We start from the raw sequence: 3,325 nt of genomic DNA on the forward strand, positions 1-3,325 counted from the left end.
TTAATTCATCATCAATTTGAAAATCATCTTGTCTATTACTTATCTGTATTATCATAATTTGACCTATTGTTATCTAATTTTTCATAAGCTCCAATAATTTTTTGTACAAGTGGATGTCTTACAACATCTGTTTTTTCAAACTCTAAAAAGCTTATTCCTTCTATGTCTCTAAGAATATTAGTCGCAACTAATAACCCTGATTTTTTACCTCTTGGTAAGTCAACTTGTGTAATATCTCCCGTTACTATAGCTTTTGAACCATATCCTATTCTAGTTAAAAACATCTTCATTTGTTCATTGGTAGTATTTTGTGCTTCGTCTAATATAATGTATGCATTATCTAAAGTTCTACCTCTCATATATGCCAATGGTGCTACTTCTATCAATCCTCTATCTTTAAACTTTTCAAAATTTTCATAACCTAATATATCAAACATAGCATCATATATAGGTCTTAGATAAGGATCAATTTTTTCTTGAAGATCTCCTGGCAAAAATCCTAAACTTTCTCCAGCTTCTACAGCTGGTCTAGTTAAAATTATCCTATCTACTTCGTTATTTCTAAATGCATTTATTGCCATAGCCATTGCCAAGTAAGTTTTTCCTGTACCTGCAGGTCCTATTCCAAAAACAATATCATTTTTATTAATCATTTCAACATAGTTTCTTTGATTTACAGTTTTTGGCTTTAAAGGTTTACCTTTTGAATTGTAGCAAATTACATAGTCCTTAATTTTTGAAATATTTTCTTGTTTTATTTTTTCTAAGTTAGAAAGCAAATAGTCCAAATCTTGATCTGTTATTTCGTTCCCCGATAACGTATGTGTATTTATTGATTCTAAAAGATTACTTGCACTTTCAATATTCAAATCAGAACCACTAATTAGAATACCTTCTTCAGAAATCTTTAATATAACATCACAAGCTTCTTCAATTTTTTTTGCATTTTTTTCTAATTGACCAAAAATAAAAGTTATTAATTTTTCATTATTAGTTTTGTATATTAAATGTTTATCCATAATCACTCCATTTATCTAATTATAACATATCACTAAAAATCAAATAAACTTATTTGGTTTTCATTTTGTAAACCATCTAAAACGCCGTGGTTTTCTAGTATTTCTAAAGCTGTTTTATTAACTTTCGTTCTCATAGTAAAATCTTGTTTTGAAATAAAATCACCTTTTTGTATTTCTTCAAAAATAGCAATAGAGTTTGCGTCGCTAACCCCTTCTAGTGCATTAAAAGGAGGCTGAATGAATCCTTTTTCTAATACTTTGAACTTAGCCTTGTCAGATTTATGCAAGTCAACTCTTGATTGTTTTATTCCCCTGCAATACATTTCTTCTGCTACTTCTAATACAGAGTATTTGTTACTATCCTTAGCTGTCATCTTAGAATTTGATTCTTTGTATTTATCCTTCAAAGATTGCATTTCTTCTCTAATTGCACTTAATCCTCTTACAATAACATCACCTGGATAATCTTGTAATTTTATTGTAAAAAATGTCGAATAAAAAGCTTCTGGATAGTGTACTTTAAAATAAGCAATTCGATAACTCATCATAACATAAGCTACAGCATGGGCTTTCGGGAAAAGATATTCAATAGTTTTACAAGATTCAATGTACCAATCTGGCACACCGTTTTCAGTCATATAATTTAGAGTATCTTCATCAAGAAGTCTATTTTTTCTTACTGTTTCCATTATTTTAAATGATCTTTTCTTTTCAAGGCCTTTATTTATTAGATAAATCATAATATCATCTCTTGTACAAATAGTATCTTTCAATTCGACAACACCATCTCTTATTAGATCTTGTGCATTATTTAACCATACATTTGTTCCATGAGACAATCCAGAAATTCTAACTAACTCTGAAAAAGTTTTTGGAGTTGTATCTCTCAACATTCCTCTTACAAAGTTTGTACCAAATTCAGGTATTCCTAATGTTCCAATATCCAGTCCATCAATTAATTCTTCAAAGTGTAAAGCATCTATTGAAGAAAAAATACTCATTGTCTCTTTATCATCCATAGGAATAGTTAATGGATCCACTCCTGTCATATCCGACAACATTTTTATAATAGTTGGAACGTCGTGTCCAAGCAAGTCAAGCTTTAAAATTCTACCACTTATAGACTTATAATTGAAGTGAGTAGTGATTATATCACTGTTAACATCATCCGCAGGATGTTGAACTGGACAAAAATCTTCAATATCTTTATCTCTTGGAACTATCATTACTCCACCTGGATGTTGCCCCGAAGTTCTTTTAACTCCCAAGATTCCTCTTTGTAAGTATTTTATCTCTGAATTATTAACATATACGTTTTTATCTTCAAAATATTTTTTTATATACCCATAAGCTGTTTTGTCGGAAATTGTACCAATAGTTCCAGCTCTGAACACCTTACCTTCCCCAAACAATTCTTCAGTATATTTGTGAACAGTCGGTTGATATTCCCCAGCAAAGTTCAAATCAATATCTGGCTCTTTATCGCCATCAAATCCTAAGAAAACTTCAAATGGTATATTATGACCTTCTTTTTTTAATGGTTGTCCACATACTGGACAAATTTTATCTTCAAGATCCACTCCTGAACCTATATTTTCATCATGTATAAACTCAGAATGTTTGCAGTTCTCACAAATATAATGCGGAATTAAAGGATTAACTTCTGTTATGTCAGCCATTGTCGCAACAAAGCTAGATCCTACAGATCCTCTGGAACCTACTAGATATCCATCTTCATTACTTTTCTTTACCAATTTTTGAGCGATAATATATAATACAGCATAACCATTTGAAATTATAGATGATAATTCACGTTCTAATCTACTTTCAACAATTTCTGGTAAATCATCTCCATATATACTTCTAGCTTTTTTATAAGTCATTTTTCTTAATTCTGTATCAGACCCCTCTATAACTGGTGGAAAAGTTCCATCTGGTATTGGCTTTATATCATCTAGCATTTCTGAAATTTTTATGGTATTATCTATTACTATTTCTTCAGCCACATCTTTTTCTAAAAAACTAAATTCATTCATCATTTCATCAGTTGTTCTGAAAAACAACGTAGGGAATTTTTCGCCATAAATTTTTCTAGGTTGACCTTCTAATATTATATTTCTAAAAATATAGTCCGTTTTTTCAAAGTATTTTGCATAAGAATCAGCCACAAGAGGTTTATTGTGCTTTTTTGATAAATCATATAGTTTTCTAGTTAATTCTTCACAACTCTTTAAGTTAAAGCTCATTCTTTTTGACTTTACTCCATCATAATAAAGTGGTGGTTGAACCTCCAAAAAATCATACCT

At 30.0% G+C, this 3,325-nt stretch carries 2 protein-coding genes; both read right to left on the minus strand.

The window, feature by feature from the left end; translation table 11 throughout:
* Nucleotides 1-35: 35 nt before the first annotated feature.
* Nucleotides 36-1,019, minus strand: a complete 984-nt coding sequence (locus KHW44_RS07665) for a PhoH family protein (RefSeq protein WP_154272636.1) — start codon at nucleotides 1,017-1,019, stop codon at nucleotides 36-38.
* A gap of 32 nt (nucleotides 1,020-1,051) precedes the next feature.
* On the minus strand, nucleotides 1,052-3,325 hold a 2,274-nt coding region (locus KHW44_RS07670; protein ID WP_304067989.1), incomplete at its 5' end, for a PolC-type DNA polymerase III.

It is taken from the genome of Finegoldia magna (genome assembly GCF_018371055.1).
GTDB lineage: Bacteria > Bacillota > Clostridia > Tissierellales > Peptoniphilaceae > Finegoldia > Finegoldia magna_I.

Coding starts and splice junctions, on each gene's coding strand:
- KHW44_RS07665 (WP_154272636.1), bottom strand. CDS start 1,019: ATGGATAAACATTTAATATACAAAACTAATAATGAAAAATTAATAACT.